This is a genomic window from Microbacterium sp. NPDC077391, from assembly GCF_040686955.1.
Taxonomy (GTDB): Bacteria; Actinomycetota; Actinomycetes; order Actinomycetales; family Microbacteriaceae; genus Microbacterium; species Microbacterium commune.
In genome coordinates this window covers 145,135-164,693 of sequence record NZ_JBFBMI010000001.1, presented here as the reverse complement: position 1 = coordinate 164,693, position 19,559 = coordinate 145,135, and the positions used below count along the sequence as shown (strand labels likewise).

At 70.1% G+C, this 19,559-nt stretch carries 19 protein-coding genes; 12 read left to right on the top strand and 7 right to left on the bottom strand.

What is annotated here, in order from left to right; all coding sequences use genetic code 11:
* The first annotated feature begins 19 nt into the window (after positions 1 to 19).
* The 5 genes from AB0O65_RS00765 to nhaA all read left to right on the top strand — a co-directional run bounded on the left by AB0O65_RS00765 (position 20) and on the right by nhaA (position 4,744).
* Entirely contained in the window at positions 20 to 1,693 is a 1,674-nt protein-coding gene (locus tag AB0O65_RS00765; protein WP_363382213.1) for a glycoside hydrolase family 13 protein, read from the top strand.
* Between the two features lie 30 nt (positions 1,694 to 1,723).
* On the top strand, positions 1,724 to 2,728 hold the full coding sequence (locus tag AB0O65_RS00760) for a LacI family DNA-binding transcriptional regulator (protein WP_071643286.1): 1,005 nt from the start codon (positions 1,724 to 1,726) through the stop codon (positions 2,726 to 2,728).
* A gap of 100 nt (positions 2,729 to 2,828) precedes the next feature.
* Positions 2,829 to 3,110 (top strand): hypothetical protein, encoded by a 282-nt coding sequence (locus AB0O65_RS00755; protein WP_256221077.1) that lies wholly within the window; start codon positions 2,829 to 2,831, stop codon positions 3,108 to 3,110.
* Positions 3,041 to 3,343 (top strand): alanine:cation symporter family protein, encoded by a 303-nt coding sequence (locus tag AB0O65_RS00750; protein ID WP_256221076.1) that lies wholly within the window; start codon positions 3,041 to 3,043, stop codon positions 3,341 to 3,343. Before AB0O65_RS00755 ends, AB0O65_RS00750 begins: the two co-directional genes overlap by 70 nt.
* 123 nt (positions 3,344 to 3,466) lie before the next feature.
* Positions 3,467 to 4,744, top strand: a complete 1,278-nt coding sequence (gene nhaA / locus AB0O65_RS00745) for a Na+/H+ antiporter NhaA (protein ID WP_071643282.1) — start codon at positions 3,467 to 3,469, stop codon at positions 4,742 to 4,744.
* Positions 4,745 to 4,806: 62 nt separating this feature from the next.
* On the opposite strand, the gene AB0O65_RS00740 is transcribed toward nhaA, so the two are convergent.
* Positions 4,807 to 5,010 carry a cold-shock protein gene (locus tag AB0O65_RS00740; RefSeq protein ID WP_071643350.1) on the bottom strand — a complete coding sequence of 68 codons (204 nt, stop codon included), beginning with the start codon at positions 5,008 to 5,010 and terminating at the stop codon, positions 4,807 to 4,809.
* Between the two features lie 292 nt (positions 5,011 to 5,302).
* On the opposite strand from AB0O65_RS00740, the gene AB0O65_RS00735 reads away from it, so the two are divergent.
* On the top strand, positions 5,303 to 6,535 hold the full coding sequence (locus AB0O65_RS00735) for an amidohydrolase (RefSeq protein ID WP_363382208.1): 1,233 nt from the start codon (positions 5,303 to 5,305) through the stop codon (positions 6,533 to 6,535).
* A gap of 12 nt (positions 6,536 to 6,547) precedes the next feature.
* Here AB0O65_RS00735 and AB0O65_RS00730 read toward each other — a convergent pair whose 3' ends face one another.
* The gene (locus AB0O65_RS00730; RefSeq protein WP_071643278.1) at positions 6,548 to 7,216 is read right to left on the bottom strand and encodes a GTP pyrophosphokinase family protein; all 669 of its coding nucleotides are present in this window, start codon (positions 7,214 to 7,216) and stop codon (positions 6,548 to 6,550) included.
* Positions 7,217 to 7,326: 110 nt separating this feature from the next.
* Here AB0O65_RS00730 and AB0O65_RS00725 point away from each other — a divergent pair, with 110 nt between their 5' ends.
* Both AB0O65_RS00725 and AB0O65_RS00720 read left to right on the top strand, forming a co-directional pair.
* The gene (locus AB0O65_RS00725; RefSeq protein ID WP_363383497.1) at positions 7,327 to 9,393 is read left to right on the top strand and encodes an APC family permease; all 2,067 of its coding nucleotides are present in this window, start codon (positions 7,327 to 7,329) and stop codon (positions 9,391 to 9,393) included.
* A gap of 77 nt (positions 9,394 to 9,470) precedes the next feature.
* The gene (locus AB0O65_RS00720) at positions 9,471 to 10,070 is read left to right on the top strand and encodes an NADPH-dependent FMN reductase (RefSeq protein ID WP_363382205.1); all 600 of its coding nucleotides are present in this window, start codon (positions 9,471 to 9,473) and stop codon (positions 10,068 to 10,070) included.
* 40 nt (positions 10,071 to 10,110) lie between these two features.
* Here AB0O65_RS00720 and AB0O65_RS00715 read toward each other — a convergent pair whose 3' ends face one another.
* The 4 genes from AB0O65_RS00715 to AB0O65_RS00700 all read right to left on the bottom strand — a co-directional run bounded on the left by AB0O65_RS00715 (position 10,111) and on the right by AB0O65_RS00700 (position 15,905).
* Entirely contained in the window at positions 10,111 to 12,183 is a 2,073-nt protein-coding gene (locus tag AB0O65_RS00715; protein WP_363382202.1) for a copper-translocating P-type ATPase, read from the bottom strand.
* A gap of 15 nt (positions 12,184 to 12,198) precedes the next feature.
* A complete protein-coding gene (locus AB0O65_RS00710; protein WP_363383495.1) occupies positions 12,199 to 14,472 on the bottom strand; it encodes a heavy metal translocating P-type ATPase in 2,274 nt (757 codons plus the stop codon).
* 90 nt (positions 14,473 to 14,562) lie between these two features.
* Positions 14,563 to 14,772: a heavy-metal-associated domain-containing protein gene (locus AB0O65_RS00705; protein ID WP_071643274.1), complete on the bottom strand. Its 210-nt coding sequence runs from the start codon at positions 14,770 to 14,772 to the stop codon at positions 14,563 to 14,565.
* Positions 14,773 to 14,876: 104 nt separating this feature from the next.
* Positions 14,877 to 15,905: a GGDEF domain-containing protein gene (locus AB0O65_RS00700; protein WP_363382198.1), complete on the bottom strand. Its 1,029-nt coding sequence runs from the start codon at positions 15,903 to 15,905 to the stop codon at positions 14,877 to 14,879.
* A gap of 116 nt (positions 15,906 to 16,021) precedes the next feature.
* Between AB0O65_RS00700 and AB0O65_RS00695 the strand changes: the two genes are divergently transcribed.
* From AB0O65_RS00695 to AB0O65_RS00685, 3 genes are all read left to right on the top strand, one after another.
* On the top strand, positions 16,022 to 16,735 hold the full coding sequence (locus tag AB0O65_RS00695; RefSeq protein WP_071643270.1) for an EAL domain-containing protein: 714 nt from the start codon (positions 16,022 to 16,024) through the stop codon (positions 16,733 to 16,735).
* 135 nt (positions 16,736 to 16,870) lie between these two features.
* Entirely contained in the window at positions 16,871 to 17,014 is a 144-nt protein-coding gene (locus AB0O65_RS00690) for a hypothetical protein (RefSeq protein WP_363382195.1), read from the top strand.
* On the top strand, positions 17,011 to 17,256 hold the full coding sequence (locus tag AB0O65_RS00685) for a substrate-binding domain-containing protein (RefSeq protein ID WP_363382192.1): 246 nt from the start codon (positions 17,011 to 17,013) through the stop codon (positions 17,254 to 17,256). Before AB0O65_RS00690 ends, AB0O65_RS00685 begins: the two co-directional genes overlap by 4 nt.
* A gap of 120 nt (positions 17,257 to 17,376) precedes the next feature.
* Here the strand turns inward: AB0O65_RS00685 and AB0O65_RS00680 are convergent, their stop codons facing one another.
* Positions 17,377 to 18,423 carry a DUF998 domain-containing protein gene (locus tag AB0O65_RS00680; RefSeq protein WP_363382189.1) on the bottom strand — a complete coding sequence of 349 codons (1,047 nt, stop codon included), beginning with the start codon at positions 18,421 to 18,423 and terminating at the stop codon, positions 17,377 to 17,379.
* Positions 18,424 to 18,498: 75 nt separating this feature from the next.
* Between AB0O65_RS00680 and AB0O65_RS00675 the strand changes: the two genes are divergently transcribed.
* Complete coding sequence (locus AB0O65_RS00675; RefSeq protein WP_363382187.1) at positions 18,499 to 19,530, top strand: FUSC family protein; 1,032 nt, start codon at positions 18,499 to 18,501, stop codon at positions 19,528 to 19,530.
* Positions 19,531 to 19,559 lie beyond the last annotated feature (29 nt).

The window sequence follows — 19,559 nt, the reverse complement described above, 5'->3', positions numbered from 1 at the left end:
CTTGCAGTAGCCTGGGCTCATGGCACAACGTGAACAGCAGCGTGAGCAGATGGCAGCCCCCGGTTCCGAGTGGTGGCGCACCGCCGTCATCTACCAGATCTACCCCCGGTCGTTCGCCGACGCGTCCGGCGACGGCATCGGCGACCTGCCCGGCATCACCAGCCGGCTGGACGATCTGAAGAGCCTCGGCATCGACGCCATCTGGCTGAGCCCGTTCATGACCAGCCCGCAGCGCGACGCCGGCTACGACGTCGCCGACTACCGCGACGTCGACCCGCTGTTCGGCACGCTCGACGACTTCGACGTCATGCTGAACGCGGCGCACGCCCGGGGCATCCGGGTGATCGTCGATCTCGTGCCGAACCACTCCTCCGACCAGCACGTCTGGTTCCAGGAGGCGCTGAAGGCGGGCCCTGGCAGCCCCGAGCGGGCCCGCTACGTGTTCCGCGACGGCCGGGGCGAGAACGGCGAGCTGCCCCCGAACAACTGGGAGAGCGTGTTCGGCGGCGACATGTGGGAGCGCGTGACCGAGCCCGACGGCACTCCCGGCCAGTGGTATCTGCACATCTTCGACGCCACCCAGCCTGACTTCGACTGGACGAACGACGAGGTGCGCGAGGAGTTCCGCAGCATCCTGCGCTTCTGGCTCGACCGTGGCGTCGACGGATTCCGCGTCGACGTGGCGCACGGGATGATGAAGGAGGCGGGGCTGCCGGACTACGCTCCCGTCGCCGACGCCGACTCGATGGGCGGCGGCGAGGAGAACGTGCCGTACTGGGGCCAGGACGAGGTGCACGACATCTACCGCGACTGGAACCGCGTGCTCGCCGAGTACGACGGCGATCGCGCGCTGTGCGGCGAGGCCTGGCTGCCGACGCTGCAGAAGACCGCGCTCTGGGTGCGTCCCGACGAGATGCACCAGACCTTCAACTTCCCCTACCTGATGACGCCGTGGGATGCCCAGGAGCTGCGCCTCGTCATCCGCGAATCGCTCGACGCGTTCGGAGCGGTGGGCGCACCCAGCACCTGGGTGCTGTCGAACCACGACGTGATCCGGCACGCCTCGCGTCTCGCGCTGACCGCCGACAGCCCGCAGGGCGACGGCATCGGCCCGAACTCGCAGGGCAAGCCCGACCCGGCCATCGGTCTGTCACGCGGCCGCGCGGCGACCACCGTGATGCTCTCGCTGCCCGGCTCGGCCTACGTCTACCAGGGCGAGGAGCTCGGCCTTCCCGAGGCGATGGAGATCCCCGACGAGTTCCGACAGGACCCGACGTGGTTCCGCACGAACGGCGAGCGCTACGGTCGCGACGGCTGCCGCGTTCCGCTGCCGTGGACGGCCGAGGGCCCCGCGTTCGGATTCAACGACACCGGCGCCTCGTGGCTGCCGCAGCCCGCGGAGTGGGCGAGCTTCGCGCGCGATACCGAGGAGCGCCAGCCGGATTCGACGCTGAACCTCTACAAGAAGCTGCTCAGCGAGCGCGCGGCGCGCCGCCTGGGCAGCGGCTCGCTCGTCTGGGACGACGTGGCCGATTCGGCCGTCGCCTTCCGCCGCGGCGAGCTGCACGTCGTCGCGAACCTCGGCGCCGAGCCGATCGAGCTCGGCGATGACGTCACCTTCGTCGTGCAGAGCGAGCCGTTCACCGGCACCGCGCTGCCGCCGAACACGGCCGCCTGGTTCACCCGCGGCTGAGCGGATCGTCAGCCGGGATAGGCTGACGATGTGGTGAGCATCGACGAGGTCGCAAGGCTCGCTGGGGTGTCGACGGCGACCGTCTCGCGCGCGCTCAGCGGGCGCGGGCACGTGTCGGAGCGCGCGCGAGAGCGCGTGCGTTCCGCGGCAGACTCCCTCGGATACGTCGTGTCGTCGCGGGCGTCGAGCCTGGCATCCGGTCGCACGCAGAACGTCGGGGTCATCGTCCCCTTTCTCGACCGCTGGTTCTTCAGCACCGTGCTCTCCGGCGCGACCAGCGCACTGATGCGCGCCGGCTACGACATCACGCTGTACAACATCACGGCCGATGCCGCCGTGCGCCGCGAGGTCTTCTCGACCTTTCTGCGGCGCCAGCGCGTCGATGCCGTGATCGCCGTCGCCATCGAGCTCGATGAGCACGAGACCTCGCAGCTGCAGGGGCTGGGCCTGCCGGTGATCGGCATCGGTGGCCCGAACCCCGGCCTGCGCACGCTCTCGCTCGATCAGACCGCGCTCGCCTGCCTGGCCACCGAGCATCTGATCGCGTTGGGGCACCGCGACATCGCACACATCGGCGCAGCAGCCGAGTTCGAGGCGGACTTCCGGGTGCCGTCGCGCCGCCGGTCCGGTTTCGAGCAGGCGCTCGCGCAGGCGGGGATCACCCCGGATCCGGCGCTCTTCGAGCCGGCGGACTTCACCGTCGACGGCGGATACCGTGCCGCCAGACGGCTGCTCGGCGGCACCGGGCCCCGGCCGTCTGCGATCTTCGCCGCCTCGGACGAGATGGCCATCGGCGCGCTGGTCGCCGCCCGCGACCTCGGCATCCGCGTGCCGCAGGACCTCTCGATCGTCGGTATCGACGGTCACGAGCTCGGTGAGTTCTTCGGGCTGACGACGGTCGATCAGTTCCCGCTCGCGCAGGGCGAGCGGGCGGCGTCGGCGATTCTCGCGCAGCTCGAGGGCGCCTCGGATGCCGCGGCCGTGGCCGACCTGCCGTACGAGCTCATCACGCGCGGCACGACCGCACCCGTATAGCATCCGCCCGCATCCGGCGGGAGCTGAGCCGGACCCCCGGGTGTGCCGGATCCGCTCGGCGCTGTCTCGATCCCACGCCGCGGCACTGAATACTGGACGGATGGACGCGCTCAACGACTTCGTGCTCTTCTTCGGCGACAAGCTCTGGTCCTGGGCGGTGCTGCCCATCCTGGTGCTGCTCGGCCTCTACTTCACGTTCCGCTCCGGTGTCGTGCAGTTCCGCTTGATCCCCGAGATGTTCCGCACGCTCACCGACCGCACCCCGACTACTACGGCGAGTCGAACATCGAGTTCATCCGGGCCAAGCGCGGCGTGCTGCAGACCTACCGCGCGCTCGTCGTGCTCGTCGTGTTCCTGGGCTCGATCGCCTCGGCAGACCTGATCTGGAACACGGCCGACAGCATCATGGGCGTCATGGCGATCGTCAACCTCATCGCGATCGCGTTGCTCTCGGGCGTCGCGTTCAAGCTGCTGCGCGACTACCTCGATCAGCGTCGGGCGGGCCTCGACCCGGTGTTCACCCGGGAGCGGATGCCCGAGGTCACGGGCATCCAGTGCTGGGAGGACGAGCTGAGCGTCACGGGGCCGATCCCCGTCTCGGGTCGCAGGCACTGAGCCAGGGCTGAGGGCGGATGCCGGGCATCCGCCCTCAGCGCCGCCGCACGCGGCGGGATAGGGTGGAAGAGGAGTGTCGGGAAGCCTGGTCGACGTCATCGTCCGTCGACCCGGAAGGCCCGCATGCCGCGCTTCTCCTCTCTCCTGCGCCCGCTGTTCCCGACCTCGTCCCGCGCCGAGTCCCGGCGCATCGGCGAGATCCTCCGCACCGAGACCACGGGCGGCATCCTGCTCGTCGTCACCGCCGCTCTCGCACTGGTGTGGGCGAACTCGCCGTGGGCCGACGGCTACTTCGCGCTGCGCGATCTGCGGGTCGGCTACGAGCCGTGGCATCTGGATCTGACCCTGGGGCAGTGGGCGGCCGACGGTCTGCTCGCGGTCTTCTTCTTCCTGGTGGGCCTCGAGCTCAAGCGCGAGTTCGTCGCCGGCGACCTCCGACGGTTCAGCACCGCCGTCGTGCCGGTGGTGGCGGCCCTCGGCGGTGTGGCGGTGCCCGCCCTCGTCTACGTCGCGGTCACGAGCGGAGCGCCCGGTGCGGCGAGAGGGTGGGCGATCCCCACCGCCACCGACATCGCCTTCGCGGTGGCGGTGCTGGCCATCATCGGCTCGCACCTGCCCAGCGCTCTGCGCATCTTCCTGCTGACTCTCGCCGTGGTCGACGATCTCGTCGCGATCGCCATCATCGCGGTGTTCTACACCGACACCATCGAGATCGTGCCGCTCGTGCTGGCACTGCTCACGATCACCGCGTACGGCCTGATCGCGCAGCGGTACCGTCAGTTCTTCCGCCTGCGCCCGTCGGCGGCGTGGCTGATCCTGCTGCCGATCGGCTTCGCCGCCTGGGCGCTCGTGCACGCGTCCGGCATCCACGCGACGATCGCGGGTGTGCTGCTGGGCTTCACGATCCCCGTGCTGCACCGCCGGGCGGCGACCGAGAAGCAGAGCGGCCCCGGCCTCGCCGAGGTGTTCGAGCATCGGTTCCGCCCGCTCTCCAGCGGGATCGCCGTACCGGTGTTCGCGTTCTTCTCAGCCGGTGTGGCCGTCGGCGGCGCCGAGGGATGGCTCTCGGCGCTCGGCGACCCGGTGGTGCTGGGCATCATCCTCGGCCTGATCGTGGGCAAGCCCGTCGGGATCGCCCTCGCGACCTGGGCCGTCACCCGAGTGCGCCGCATCGACCTCGATCCATCCCTGCAGTGGATCGACATCATCGGCGTGGGTCTGCTGGCCGGCATCGGGTTCACGGTCTCGCTGCTCGTCGCCGAGCTCAGCTTCGACGTCGCGGACCCGCATCACGATCAGGCGAAGGTGGCGATCCTCACCGCGTCGGTGGGCGCCGCGCTGCTGGCATCCGCCCTGCTGGGGCTGCGCAACCGCCGCTACCGGAAGAACGCGGCGACCTGACCAGACGCAAAAGAACCGGCCGGGAACCACGTGGGTCCCGGCCGGTTCTGTCGACGCTCAGATCAGAGCGCGCGGATCTTCGCCGCCTGCATGCCCTTGGGGCCACGCTCGGGCTCGAACTCCACCTTCTGGTTCTCGGTGAGCTCCTTGTAGCCGTTGCCCTCGATTGCCGAGAAGTGCGCGAAGAGGTCGTCGGAGCCGTCATCGGGAGCGATGAAGCCGAAGCCCTTTTCGGAGTTGAACCATTTCACAGTGCCAGTGGCCATGTGCTTCTGCTTTCTGTTGATCTGGCCGCTGATGCGACCGGGGTGCCACGCTGAATTGTCCGGCGTGCACGATATGACGATGCCGACCGACCGGCGCGGGGCGCATGGCTCGACGGGATCGGGGGGATCCGGATCCGCGGCACTCACACGCGGGTCGGGATCGGGGTGATGGCTGGAGCGAGAGACGCTCAGCTGTTGAGAGTGAAGCCTCCGGCGGAGGGACACGACAACACTAGCACGCGGCGGCGGCCTGCGCCCCGATCGACGGATACCCCAGGGCTAGGCTCATCGCATGACCGTCGACCTCGAAGCCCTCTACATCGACCTGCACAAGCATCCCGAGCTGTCGTTCCAGGAGACGCGCACCGCCGGCATCGCCGCAGCTCATCTGCGCGAGCTCGGGCTCGAGGTGCACGAGGGCGTCGGCATCACCGGCGTGGTGGGTGTGCTGTCGAACCCGTCGGCGAGCTCGGGCGAGCCCGGCCCCGTGGTCTGGCTGCGCGCCGACATGGACGCGCTGCCCGTCGTCGAGGAGACCGGACTCGCGTATGCGTCGACCGCGACCGGTGTCGATCCGGACGGCAGCACCGTCGGGGTGATGCACGCCTGCGGCCACGACATGCATGTGACCGCCATGATCGGCGCGGTCGAGCGACTGGTCGCCGAGCGCGACCAGTGGAGCGGGACGGTCGTGGTGGTGATCCAGCCCGCCGAGGAGTACGGCGCCGGCGCCAGGGCGATGCTCGATGACGGTGCGCTCGACCGCTTCCCGCGCCCCGATGTGGTGCTCGGCCAGCACGTCACCCCCCTGCCCGCGGGCACCATCGGCGTGCGACCGGGTCCGCAGATGTCGGCCTCCGACGGCATCCAGGTCGTGCTGCACGGTCGTGGCGGCCACGGGTCGCGCCCGCACTCGACGATCGACCCGATCGTCATGGCCGCGGCGACGATCATGCGGCTGCAGACGGTCGTCTCGCGGGAGGTCGATCCGCGCGACCTCGCCGTCGTGACGGTCGGCGCGATCCACGCCGGCACCAAGAACAACATCATCCCCGCGGATGCCACCCTGCAGCTCAGCCTGCGCTACCCCGACGAGCAGCTGCGCGAGAAGGTGCTCGAGAGAGTCGAGCGCGTCATCCGCGCGGAGGCGACGGCATCCGGCGCCGAGCGCGAGCCCGAGATCTCGACCCTGCACCGGCTGCCGGCCACGATCAACGACGCGGATGCCACCGAGCAGGTCGTCTCGGCCTTCCGCGGCGTGTTCGGCGAGCAGTCGGTGATCGATCCGGGGCTGTTCACCGGCAGCGAGGACGTGTCGTGGTTCGCCCGCGACGCCGGAGTGCCCCTGGTGTTCTGGTTCTGGGGCGGGGTCGACCCGCAGCTGTACGCGGACGCCGTGGCGAACGGCACCGTCGACAGGGACGTCCCGACCAACCACTCGCCGTTCTACGCCCCGGTGATCCACCCCACGATCGAGGTCGGCGTCACGGCGATGGCCACGGCGGCCCGGGAGTTCCTCGACTGAGGCGCGGGCGCCTCAGACCTCGATGACGCGCTGGTTGCTTTCGTGAGCCTCGCGGTGCAGCCGCTCCATGCGCTCGTCGAGCTCGCCGGCCGCCTCGGCGGCGTCGGTGAGGCTCTGCACGAGATGCGCCGGCACCCGTCCGGAGAACTTGTAGTGGATCTTGTGCTCGAGGCTCGCCCAGAAGTCCATCGCGATGGTGCGGAACTGCACCTCGACCGGGATCGCCACCGGGCCGGTGGAGAGGAACACCGGCACCTCGACGATCGCGTGCAGGCTGCGATATCCGTTGGGCTTGGGCTCGGCGATGTAGTCCTTGACGCGACGCACGGTCACGTCGTCCTGCTGGGTGAGCAGATCGAACAGCTGATACACGTCGCTGACGAAGCTGCAGGTGACGCGCACCCCGGCGATGTCGGTGATCTCACGGCGGATCACGTCGAAGTCGGCCTCAATCCCCTTGCGGGCGATCTTCTCGACGATGCTGTCCGGCGTCTTGATGCGACTCTTGACGTGCTCGATCGGGTTGTACGCGTGCATGTGGGTGAACTCGTCGCGCAGGATCGAGATCTTCGTCTCGACCTCGCGCATCCCGAACTCGTACTCGCGCAGGAAGCGCTGGAACGCGTCCCGCAGCTGCTTCGCCTCGGCGATCGCGGCGTCGTCGATCGGGAGAATCGTCATGTCCTCGACGCTACGCGCTCGCCTTCGGAATCCCCTGGGGGCGGCGGCCGAACGTCACGTGTTGCTCGGGGGTGTCAGCAGGCGTAGTGTCGCCGCTCGTGGCAAATGAAATGCGTGAGAACGCGGACGCCCCGCTGCACGCGAAGCGCATCCTTCTGGGCGAACCCCTCACCACGCAGCAGGTCGACGATCAGCTGCTCCCCAAGCGCATGGCGCTGCCCATCTTCGCGTCCGACGCGCTGAGCTCCGTCGCGTACGGGCCTCAGGAGATGCTGATGATCATGCTCATCGGCGGGGTGTCGTTCCTGACGCTGAGCCCGTGGGTGGCGGCCGCCGTCGTGCTGCTGCTGATCGTCGTGGTGCTCAGCTACCGCCAGCTGATCAAGGCGTACCCGTCGGGCGGTGGCGACTACGAGGTGGCCTCGACCAACCTCGGCGAGATCCCCGGCGTCGTCGTCGCGGCTGCGCTGCTCGTCGACTACGTGCTCACCGTCGCCGTGTCGATCGCGTCGGGCGTCGACAACATCATCTCGGCCGTGCCCTCACTCGACCCGTGGCGCGTCGAGCTGGCGGTGGGCTTCGTCATCCTCATCGTGATCGTCAACCTGCGCGGCGTGCGCGAGGCGTCGACCGTGTTCGCCATCCCGACCTACGTCTTCATCGGCTCGGTGGTGCTGATGATCGGCACCGGCCTGATCCGCACCTTCCTCGGCGATGCGCCCGTCGCGGCGAGCGCGAGCTACACCGTCGAGGCCGAGAGCATCTCGCAGGCCGCGATCGTGCTGCTCGTGCTTCGCGCCTTCTCGAGCGGATGCTCGGCGCTGACCGGCGTGGAGGCCGTGTCGAACGGCGTGCAGGCGTTCCGCAGCCCGAAGATCCGCAACGCTCAGCTGACCCTCACGATGATGGGCGGGGTCGCGGCGCTGCTGTTCACCGGTCTCACGGCGATGGCGCTGATCGCCGGGGTGCGCTACGCCGAGAACCCGTGCGATCTGCAGGGCTTCGACTGCTCGGGCCCGCAGCCGAGCCTCATGGCGCAGATCGCCGCCGCGACGTTCGGCGGCGGCAGCATCCTGTTCTTCGTCATCCAGGCGGCCACCGCCTGCGTGCTGCTGCTCGCCGCCAACACCGCGTTCAACGGCTTCCCGCTGCTCGGAGCCGTGCTCGCCCGCGACGGCTACGCGCCGAAGGCATTGAACACCCGCGGCGACCGGCTCGTGTTCTCGAACGGGATGACCCTGCTCGGCATCGGCGCCGTCACGGTGCTGGTGGCGTTCCAGGCGAACCTCACAGCGCTGATCCAGCTGTACATCATCGGGGTGTTCGTGTCGTTCTCGCTGGGACAGATCGGCATGGTGCGGCACTGGCGACGCACGCTGCGCGAGACGACTCACCGGCGACTGTCGGAGGTCGCAGCCGAACGGCGCTCGGCGCATGTGGGGCTGGTGATCAACTCGCTCGGTGCGAGCATGACCGTCGCCGTGCTCGTCATCGTGACCATCACCAAGTTCACGCACGGCGCCTGGATGGTGTTCTTCGCGATCCCGCTGCTCGCCGTGCTGATGCTGGGGGTGAAGCGGTACTACCGCGACGTCGAGCACGAGATCAGCATCGACGACACGACGCACTTCGGCTCGCAGGGCGACGTCGCCATCGTGCTGGTCAGCCGACTGCGGAAGCCGGTGATCAAGGCGCTCGACTACGCGATCGCCGCACAGCACGAGAAGACCATCGCCGTGCACATCGCCCTGACGCCCGAAGACGGGAAGATGCTGCAGCGCGAGTGGGAGCAGCACGGCATCCCGGTGCCGCTGGTGATCGTCGATTCGCCGTACCGCACCTTCGCGCAGCCCATCGAGCACTTCATCCGCGAGTACCGCGAGAAGCACGGCCCGTCGGTCGTCACGGTCTACCTGCCCCAGTACATCGTCGGGCACTGGTGGGAGAGCCTGCTGCACAACCGACGCGCACGCCGCATCGCCTCGCAGCTGATGCTCATGCACGGCGTGACGATCACCCTCGTGCCGTGGCTGCTCGACTCGTCCGAGCTGATCTACGGTCGCCGCTCGCGGCCGATGCCGGGACAGGAGCGCGCCGGCCGTCCGGTGGCGCTGTACGGCGAGGTGCCTCGAGGCCGACGCGCGCAGCGCCCGGCGGGACCGCCCGACGCAGGCTGAGGCGGCGGGGCAACCCCCGTTGTCCCGCTGCTGTCGAACGGGTATACCTGAGTCACCTCAGAAGATCGGAGAACGACATGGTCCACCGCATCGGCTACATCGTCGGCAGTCTCGCGAGCGACTCGATCAATCGCGTGCTCGCAGGCGCACTGGCGCGCATAGCGCCCGAGAGCCTCGAACTCGCCGAGATCCCCATCCGCGACCTGCCGCTGTACAACCGCGACGACGAGCACTCGCCGGTCTCGGCGGTCACCGAGTTCAAGCAGGCGATCGAGCGCGCGGACGGCCTGCTGATCGTCTCTCCCGAGTACAACCGCTCGATCCCCGGCGCGCTGAAGAACGCGATCGACTGGGGCTCGCGCCCCTGGGGGCAGAACTCCTTCGCACGCAAGCCCACCGGCATCATCGGCGCATCGACCGGCGCGATCGGCACCGCGGTCATGCAGGCGTCCATGCGCAGCGTGCTGAGCTTCCTCGATGCGCCGCAGCTGAACGCACCCGAGGCGTACATCACGTTCCGGCCCGAGTCGTACGGCCCCGACGGCGAAGTGAAGGATGAGTCGACGGCGAAGTTCCTCCGCCACTACATCGACGAGTACGCGGCCTTCGTCGAGCGCGTGCTCTCGAGCACGCTGCCCGGCCACATGGGCGACTCCGACCCAGACACCATGCACTGAATACGGAGGAGATCGCGGCGTGGCCGACCGCGTCGCAGCGTCAGCAGATGCGGTCGGGTCGCAGGTCGAGCCGGCGCAGCGCCTGCGCATTGAGCGCGACGACGATGGTCGACAGGCTCATCAGCACGGCCCCGACCGACATCGGCAGCACGAAGCCGACGGGCGCGAGCACGCCCGCCGCGAGCGGCACCGACATGAGGTTGTAGCCCGCCGCCCACCACAGGTTCTGCGTCATCTTGCGATAGGTCGCCCGCGAGAGCTCGATCACCGAGACGACCGAACGCGGATCGTCGGATGCCAGGATCACCCCGGCCGACGCGATCGCGACGTCGGTGCCGGCGCCGATCGCGATGCCGACGTCGGCCTGCGCGAGAGCTGGAGCGTCGTTCACGCCGTCGCCGACCATCGCGACCTTCTTGCCCTCGGTCTGAAGCTCGGCGACCTTGGCGGACTTGTCCTCCGGGCGCACGCCCGCGAACACGCGCTCGATGCCGAGCTCTGCGGCGACAGCGTGCGCCACGGCCTCGGCGTCGCCGGTGATCATCACGACCTCCACGCCCCGATCGCGCAGGGCATCGACCGCCGCGCGCGATTCGGTGCGCCCCTCGTCGGCCAGCTTCAGTCCGCCGATCACCTGTCCGTCGCGCACGACGTGCAGGATGATCGCTCCCTCCGAGCGCCAGTCGCGGGCATCCGGGATCTCGTCCGCACCGATCTCGTCGAGCAGCCGCGGCCCGCCCACCCGGATCTCGTGCCCGTCGACCGTCGCGGTCACGCCGACCGCCGGAGACGAGCTGAACCCGGTCGCGCCGGCCAGGGGCTGGCGCGCCGCGCGCACGATCGCCCGCGCGAGCGGATGCTCGCTGTCGGACTCCGCCGAGGCCGCGAGCGCGAGCACGTCGTCCTCGTCCCAGCCGCCGGCGGGGGCGACGCCCGTGACGGTCGGCTCGCCCTTGGTGAGCGTGCCGGTCTTGTCGAACAGCACGGCGTCGATGTCGCGCATGCTCTCGAGCGCCAGGCGGTCCTTCACCAGCACCCCGGCGCGCGCCGCGCGCTCGGTTGCGATCGAGACGACCAGCGGGATCGCGAGTCCCAGGGCGTGCGGGCAGGCGATCACGAGCACGGTGACGGTGCGGATCACGGCATCGTCGGGCATCCCCACCAGTGTCCAGACGAGAGCGGTGATCACGGCGGCGCCCAGCGCGAACCAGAACAGCCACGCGGCGGCGCGGTCGGCGAGGCGCTGCGCGCGCGAACTCGACGCCTGCGCGTCGGCGACGAGCTTGCGGATGCCGGCGAGCGCCGTGTCTTCGCCGGTCGCGGTGACCTCGATGCGCAGCCCCGAGTCGGTCGCGACCGTGCCGGCGGTCACCTGATCGCCCTCGCCGCGGCTGACCGCGCGCGACTCGCCGGTGAGCATCGACTCGTCGACGTCGGCGCGTCCGTCGACGATCCTGCCGTCGGCCGGGATGCTCGCCCCGGGGCGCACGATGACGATGTCGCCCTGCTGCAGCTCGGCGGGGCTGACGGTGGTGATCTCGTCGCCGTCGACCCGCTCGGCGCCGTCGGGCAGGAGTGCGGCGAGTGAGTCGAGCGCCGAGGTGGTCTGCGCGAGGGAGCGCATCTCGAGCCAGTGCCCCAGCAGCATGATCACGATGAGCAGCGCGAGCTCCCACCAGAACTCGAGTTCGTGATGCAGGATGCCGAGGCTCGCACCCCACGATGCGAGGAACGCGACGGTGATCGCCAGGCCGATCAGCAACATCATCCCCGGCGTGCGGCTCTTGAGCTCCGCGATCGCGCCGGTGAGGAACGGGCGGCCGCCCCACACGTACATGACCGTGCCGAGCAGGGGCGCGACCCATCGAGCCCAGCCGGGAACCTCGTACCCGATGATCATGGCGAACATGCCGCTCGTCGCGACCACGGGGACGGCGATCAGGAGGTTGATCCAGAACAGTCGGCGGAACTGCCCGACGTGGTCACCGTGCCCGGCGTGGCCGCCGTGCCCGGCGTGGTGGTCACCGTGGCCGGCGTGGGCGACATGACCGCCGGATCCGGCGGTGTGGTCGCCGTGGTTGTGGTTCCCGGGGTGTGTCTCGTGCGCATTCATGACGGATCCACCTGATCAGCGGAACGCCCGCAGCCGCAGACTGTTGCCCACGACGAACACGCTCGAGAATGCCATCGCAGCCCCGGCGAGCATTGGGTTGAGCAGCCCGAGCGCGGCGAGCGGAATCGCCGCGACGTTGTACGCGAACGCCCAGAACAGGTTGCCCTTGATCGTGCCGAGCGTGCGGCGCGAGAGCCGGATCGCGTCGGCCGCGGCGCGCAGGTCGCCCCGCACGAGCGTGATGTCTGATGCCTCGATCGCGACGTCCGTGCCCGTGCCCATCGCCATGCCCAGGTCGGCCTGCGCCAGCGCCGGCGCGTCGTTCACGCCGTCGCCCACCATCGCCACGACCCGCCCCTCGGCCTGCAGGCGCGACACGACCGCGACCTTGTCGGCCGGCAGCACCTCGGCGATGACCTCGTCGATGCCCACCTGGCCGGCGATGTGCCGGGCGGCGGCTTCGTTGTCGCCTGTCAGCAGCACCGGGCGCAGCCCGAGCGCCAGGAGAGATGCGATCGCCTCGGCGCTCGTCGCCTTGACCTCGTCTGCGACGACGATCATTCCCGCCGCGGCGCCGTCCCACCCGACGAGGATGGCCGTCTGGCCCGCGGCCTCGGCATCCCCCTTCGCCTCGAGCAGCTGCGCAGACGGGTGGATGGACCAGTCCTCGAGCAGCGAGAGCCGCCCGACCACCATCGCGTGCCCCTCGACGACGCCGGTGACGCCCCGCCCGTCGTGGTTCTGGAACGACTCGACCGCCGGCAGCGACCGCCTCGGGGTCGACGTCGTCTCCGCATCCGCACCCTCGACGGCGGGTCGCACGGCGGCTCGCCGCGCGGCATCCGGGTCATCCGAGATCTCGGACGCGGCGGACGTGACGGCTCGCGCGATCGGATGCTCGCTGGCGTGCTCGATGGCTCCGGCGAGGAGCAGCAGACGGTCGCCATCCACCCCGTGCTCCGGCACGACCGCGGAGACCGACATGCGTCCCTCGGTGACCGTTCCGGTCTTGTCGAGCACGACCGTGTCGACCCGGCGGGTCGATTCGAGCACCTCCGGTCCCTTGATCAGGATGCCCAGCTGCGCACCCCGCCCCGTCCCCACGAGCAGGGCGGTGGGCGTCGCCAGGCCCAGGGCGCAGGGGCAGGCGATGATGAGCACCGCGACAGCGGCGGTGAAGGCGACGGATGCCGGGAAGCCGAGCACCAGCCAGGCGACGAGCGTGACGAGCGCGACGGCGATGACGATCGGGACGAACACACCCGAGATGCGGTCGGCCAGACGCTGCACCTCCGCCTTGCCCGTCTGCGCGTCCTCGACCATGCGCGCCATCTGCGCGAGCTGCGTGTCGGCGCCCACCCGCGTCGCGCGCACCACGAGCCGGCCGCCAGCGTTCACGGTCGCTCCGGTCACGGCATCCCCCGGCGCGACCTCGACGGGCACGGATTCGCCGGTGATCATCGACTGATCCACCGCCGACGTCCCCGAGACGACGACGCCGTCGGTGGCGATCTTCTCGCCGGGGCGCACGACGAACTCGTCGCCGACGCGCAGATCGTCGATCGGGATGCTCGACTCGCGGCCGTCGCGCAGCACCGCGACGTCTTTGGCGCCCAGCTCCATCAGCGCGCGCAGCGCGGCTCCCGCCTGGCGCTTGGCGCGCTTCTCGAAGTACCGGCCGGCGAGAACGAACATCGTCACCCCTGCCGCTACCTCGAGGTAGATGTTGCCGGCACCGTCGCTGCGGGTGATGGCGAACGAGAAGCCGTGGGTCATGCCCGGCATGCCCGCCGTGCCCAGGAACAGCGCGTACAGCGACCAGAGGAACGCGGCCGACGTGCCGAGGCTGATCAGGGTGTCCATGGTGGCCGCGCCGTGGCGCAGGTTGATCCACGCCGCGCGGTGGAACGGCCAGGCCGCCCACACGACGACCGGCGCCGCCAGCGCGAGCGACGCCCACTGCCAGTAGGTGAACTGCAGTGCGGGGATCATCGCGAGCAGGATGACCGGGATCGACAGCACGACCGAGCCGATCAGCCGCTCCCGAAGCGAGCGCAGCTCGTGGTCGGCGGCCGACTCGGCATCCGGCTCCGCACCCGCGACGGCGGGCGGCGCGGGCACCGCCGCCGAGTACCCCGCGTTCTCGACCTCGGCGATGAGCGCGGCCGTGTCGACGGGGCCGTCGACGCGAACCTGAGCCCTCTCGGTCGCGTAGTTGACGCTCGCGCTGACGCCGTCGAGCCGGTTGAGCTTCTTCTCGATGCGCATCGCGCAGGATGCGCAGGTCATCCCGCCGATGTCGAGGTCGACGCGGGTCTGCTCGGCGCCGGCGGGTGTCGGCTCGCTGGTCACGATCTGCTCCCTGAGATCCGGTCCGCGTCAGGACACGACTGCGCGGTACCCTGCTTCGTCGACGGCGGCGATGACCGCATCGGCATCGACGGCGGTGGCCGAGCCGACGACGAGACGGCCGGTCTGGGCGCTGACCTCGATGCTCTCGACGCCGGGGATCTTCTCAACCTCTTCGCGTACGGACATCTCGCAGTGACCGCAGGTCATTCCGCTCACCTGGAATTCGGTGGTGCTCATCGCTCCTCCTTCGCTGGGATACCCGAGAGGGGTATGTACTCAGAGTACTACCAAATACCCCCGTGGGGTACTCCCTCGCTCGGCGAGCGCGCGCGGCTTGGCGCTCATCGGCCGCGCTTGTGGCGGTACATCTCGGCATCCGCCCGCCGCAGCGCGTCTTCGAGCGTCTCGTCCTCCTGCACCTGAACCGCTCCCCACGACCACGGGTGCGAGGTCAGCTCGTGCATCCGCTCGAGCATCGCCGCCGCTCCCGACTGCGGGGTGTCCGGCAGCAGCATCACGAACTCGTCGCCCCCCAGACGGGCCACGCGGTCGCCGACTCGCGACAGCGACACCCACTGCATCACGAGCTCCTTGAGAACGGCGTCACCGGCCTCGTGGCCCTCTTCGTCGTTCACCGCCTTGAAGTCGTCGAGGTCGATCAGCGCGATCGTCAGCGGCCGGCCGGTGCGCGACGCACGGCGGAGCTCCTCGCTCATGTGCCGCACCAGGCCGCGACGGTTGAGTGCACCGGTGAGCGGATCCGTCTGCGCCTCGACCCGCACCCGCTGCCGGACGAAGAAGCCGATCTCGAGGCAGATCCAGCTCATGACGACCAGGCCGAACACGTTCGCCGCTCCGAACAGCCCCGCCGCTGCCGCGCCGGGGATCGGGTCGCCGCCGAACGGGCCGAACACCATCGCCGTGCCGACGGCGGCGAGGATCGCGATCTCGACGGGCCGGCTGATCCGGGCTCCGTAGAACCAGGCCAGGTACATCGCCATGACCGGCAGCTCCTGCACGTTCGCGACGGCGTTCTGTCGTCCGCTCGAGAATCCGATGTAGTAGACCGACACCGCCGCATGCACAAGCACCAGGATCAGGCCCCAGTACCGCGGAATGCGCCGACCGAACAGGAGGACGGCCGCCGCGGGCACGAAGCCGGCGGCCATGAGGGCCGCCGAGAACCCGACCTCGACGGGCGACATGTCGCGCTCGAGCAGTTCAATAACCAGCAGGATCGAGAAGAACGCGCACATGATCGCCGTGACGATCGAGTAGGTCGATGTGCGTCTGCGGATCCGCATCAGCCAGGAGGCGTTCAGCCAGCCGAGCTCAGCGGAATCGGCCCGGCGGACGTCCTGCTGACCCACGTGTGCCCCTTTCGTCACCGGCGGCGCTGCCCGGGATTCAGGCTAGCCGCGAAACGCCGCCCCCGGCGCCCTGTTTCACGAGGAATACACTGAAGTTTCTCAGTGACCGGAGCCGTATGTCTGATCTGCCGAAGGCGCGAGCCTTCTTCCAGCCCATCGTCGACGTGCGCGCGATGCGCGTCGTCGGCTTCGAAGCACTCGCCCGCTTCGACGACGGCGGCTCGCCACTCGATCATCTGCGTGTGGCGGAGGACCGCGGCCAGCGTGCGCAGCTCGAGCTGCAGCTGATCGAGAGCGCCGTCGACGCGGCGACGACTCTGCCTGCGGACGGATTCATCACCCTGAACGTCTCCGGACGCACGATGGGCTTCCCGCGGCTGGCCGAGGCGCTTCGCCGCTGCGACCGCTCGTGGGGGCTCGAGCTGTTCGAGGGCGCCGAGCCGGAGGAGTGCCTGGCGATTCGCCAGCAGGTCGACGAGCTCGGCGGCTTCCTGCTCATCGACGATGCGGGAGTGGACTTCGCCGACGAGGAACGGGTGCGTCAGCTGCGGCCGGACATCGTGAAGATCGATCGTGCCGTGTTCTGGCACTCTCTTGCGGACGACGACGGGCGCCATCGCGTCGAGAGCATCCTCGGGGCGGCCGATGAGGTCGACGCCCGCGCCCTCGTCGAGGGCGTCGAGGACGAGACGCAGCTCGAGGCCGTGCGCGCACTCGAGGTCGGCCTCGCCCAGGGGTACCACCTGGGCCGACCGACCCCGGTCGACGGCGTGGCGGAGATGCTGGTCGACCTGCGGCGTCGTGTCGGAGTGGACGCGTCGGGCCTCTGACCTGCACCCCGCTGCACCGCGCGCGGATTGCGACCACCGCAGACGGTCGTGGGTGGTAGCGCTACCCGCGGTTCCTCGTTGACTTTTCTAATCACAGACGCCTCGGGGCTGTGAGCGCGAACATCCTGCGCTTTAGTGCTGACCTACAACTCGATGATGGGCGAGATCTCGCCGTCGGGCAGCGGCCCGGCATCCGCCTACTCGCTGCTCATGGCCGTGATCGCCGGCGTGCTCGCGATCGTCTACGCGCTGCTGCAGCGCCGCAAGGGGGACGCATGACCGCCACGACCACTCTGCCCGCCGCGGACGTCTCGGTGGTCAGCGTGGACGACATCGCCCTCGCCGCGTACGCCTACCCCGCTCTCACCACCGTGCGTCAGCCGTTCGAGGAGATGGGTCGCGCGGCGGCGCAGCGACTCATCTCGCACATCGAGGGGACGGATGCCGGTGACGAGCCCGACCTGCATCCGGAGCTCATCGTCCGCTCATCCACCGCGCCTCCGGCGGCCCCCGCGCGCTGACCGCGCCGGGTGGGCCCGAATGGCCGCCTCGCCACCCATGACGCGGCCATTTGGGACCACCCGAGCGCGGTGACGGCCGCGAAGCGTCCCCGCGGGGACCACCCGAGCCCGGCGCCGCGCTCAGGCACGCAGCGGCGACCGGCGCGCGGACGGCCGCGATGCCTCGGGCGCGAGCAGCGCGAGCAGCTGCACGAGGGTCGTCAGCCACAGCAGCACGAGCCCGACGACGATGCCCTCGAGGGCTGCGACCGACAGCATCCGGAAACCGAAGGCGATCACCGTCACGATCACCACGATGCCGACGAGAGCGATGGTCAGCATCCGCAGCGCCGCGACGTCGCGCAGCAGCAGCGTCGTCAGCACGGCCGCGACGAGGATCAACGCGAGCATCGAGAAGGCGGCGATCGCGTGCGCGACGGGAACCCTGTCGAGCGGCAGCAGCCCGACCGCGGCGAGCGCGACTCCCGCTCCGGCCCAGGTGAGCACGATGGCGGCGATCGACGCCAGGGCGCCGTCACCGAGCATCCGGTGCAGATCGCGGCCGAGGTAGGAGCCGGTGGTGGCGATCAGCAGTCCCGCCACGATCACCGTGCCGTTGAACGCCCATCCGCGGGCTCCGATGCCGAGTTCGGAGAAGCTGCGCTCCCACCACGCGGCATCCGCGGCGGTCAGCATCGCGAACAGGGTGCCGACCACGAGGAACGCCGTCAGCAGCGCCGCGATGTCCTGCGTGCTCAGGCGCACGCCCATGCGGAAGGCCAGTCGCCCGCCGAGTGCCGACGCGACACCGGTGAACACCCCGCCGGCGACGGCGGGCAGGGTCAGTCCCTCCAGTCCGGTCGCGAGCACCTCGCCGGCGAGCAGCACGCCGAGGCCCGAGACGCCGGCGATCGCGACGGTCACCGCGGCCGCGCTGATGTGCGACACGGCGGCCTGCCACGGCGGCATGGGGGCGGTCTCGCCGGCGCGGTGCATCCGGGTGCTGACGATGAAGGCGACCGCCGCGATCACGGCGGCGACGAGCGCGATCGGGATGATGACCGACCCGTCTCCGCTGAACGGCCGGGCAGCACCCCACAGCACCGCGGTGCCGATGACGGCGCCCGACGTGAAGCAGACCGCGGTGGCCCACAGCTTCCTCTCCAGATCGCGCAGACCGGTCTCCATGCCCCCATCGAACCACCCCCGGCCGACACCGCCGAGGCCCGACGCGCACACGCGTGCCGGCGCTACCGTTGACCCATGCGCTTCCCCGCCGCGATCCGCGCCGCACGCCGGGCTCCCCTGCTGCAGGTGCTGAAATCTGCCGCGGCGACGATCGCGGCGTGGCTGATCGCGGGCTGGCTGATCCCCGGCCCGCTGCCGGTGTTCGCCGCGATCGCCGCGCTGCTGGTCGTGCAGCCCAGCGTCAACCAGTCGCTGTCGAAGGCGCTCGAGCGCAGTGCCGGCGTGATCCTGGGCGTGGTGATCGCCGTGCTGCTGAGCCTGCTGCTGGGCGCGCAGAGCTGGGTGGTGCTCGCCGCCGTCGTGGTGGCGATGCTCGCGGCGTGGTCGCTGCGAGCATCCACCGGCACGGGCAACCAGGTGGCGATCTCGGCAGTGCTGGTGCTGGCTCTCGGCTCGTCGAACCCCGATTACGCGCTCGACCGCATCCTCGAGACGCTCATCGGCGCCGCCGTCGGGTTCGTCGTGAACGTCGCCGTCGTCCCGCCGGTTCTCTCCGCGCCGGCCCGGCGCGACATCGGGATGCTGGGCCGCGAGCTCGCCGCCTCCCTCGGCCGTCTCGCCGACGCCCTGCCCATCACCCGCACGCCCGCGCAGCTGCAGGAGCTGATGCTCGAGGCGCGGCTGCTTCGGCCGATGAAGGACGCGGCCGAGGCATCGCTCACGGCAGCCGAGGAGTCGCTCGCACTCAACCCCCGCCGCGGCCGTCACCGCGACGACCTCGACCAGCTGCGCGACGTCTTCGACAGGCTCTCGCCGGTCGTCACGCAGGTGATCGGCATGACCCGCGCGTACATCGACCACTACGACGACTCGCTCGCCACCGACCCGACGGTGCGGGCGATCGCCGAGCAGCTGCACCGGGCAGGTCACGACGTGCGGCTGGCGGTGCGGGAGGCGGAGGACGAACCGGATGCCCGCACCGCCCCGGTCCCTGCACTCACCACCCCACTGGTGGTGCGCCCTCCGGCGTCCGACCACTGGATCCTCGTCGGGTCGCTGATGGAGGATCTGCGACGCATCCACGGCGAGCTGCGCGACGAGACCTGACCCGGCGGGCGTGAAAGGATCGAAACATC